General features: G+C 61.3%; 1 protein-coding gene. It reads left to right on the top strand.

The window, feature by feature from the left end; genetic code table 11:
- On the top strand, nucleotides 1-290 hold a 290-nt coding region (locus H5U08_RS18815), incomplete at its 5' end, for a hypothetical protein (protein ID WP_297036698.1).
- Between the last annotated feature and the right edge of the window lie 90 nt (nucleotides 291-380).

The following is a 380-nucleotide window of genomic DNA, read 5'->3' on the forward strand; positions in this document are numbered from 1 at the left end:
TGGAGATTCGGGTTCGGCGATTGCGGCAGGCTGTGTCATCGCCGTCCTCAGGGGACTCGCGGCAGGGCTTCGAGGTCTTTCGGATCAAGCCCCAAGAGGGACCTCTCGAAATCGAACTCTCCCCGCTGGACTCCGACACCAAGACGCTTGAAGTGGTGGCGGTGTTTTACTGGTGCGAAAAGTCCGGCCGTGGTTTGTGCCGCATCGGAATCCAGGGCTGGCGTATTCCTGTGGAAGTTTCCGAGGGTGGCGAGAGCACTTTGGTCCTCGAGCACACCGTCGGTCGCTAGCCGAAATTCATTCTCTCCAGAGTCGCGCAGCGGCACGGAGGAAGAACAGACCGTCGGCAAAATAGCGGGGAGCCAGCCGCCAGGGGTCGC

It is taken from the genome of Thermogutta sp., assembly GCF_014359955.1.
GTDB lineage: Bacteria > Planctomycetota > Planctomycetia > Pirellulales > Thermoguttaceae > Thermogutta.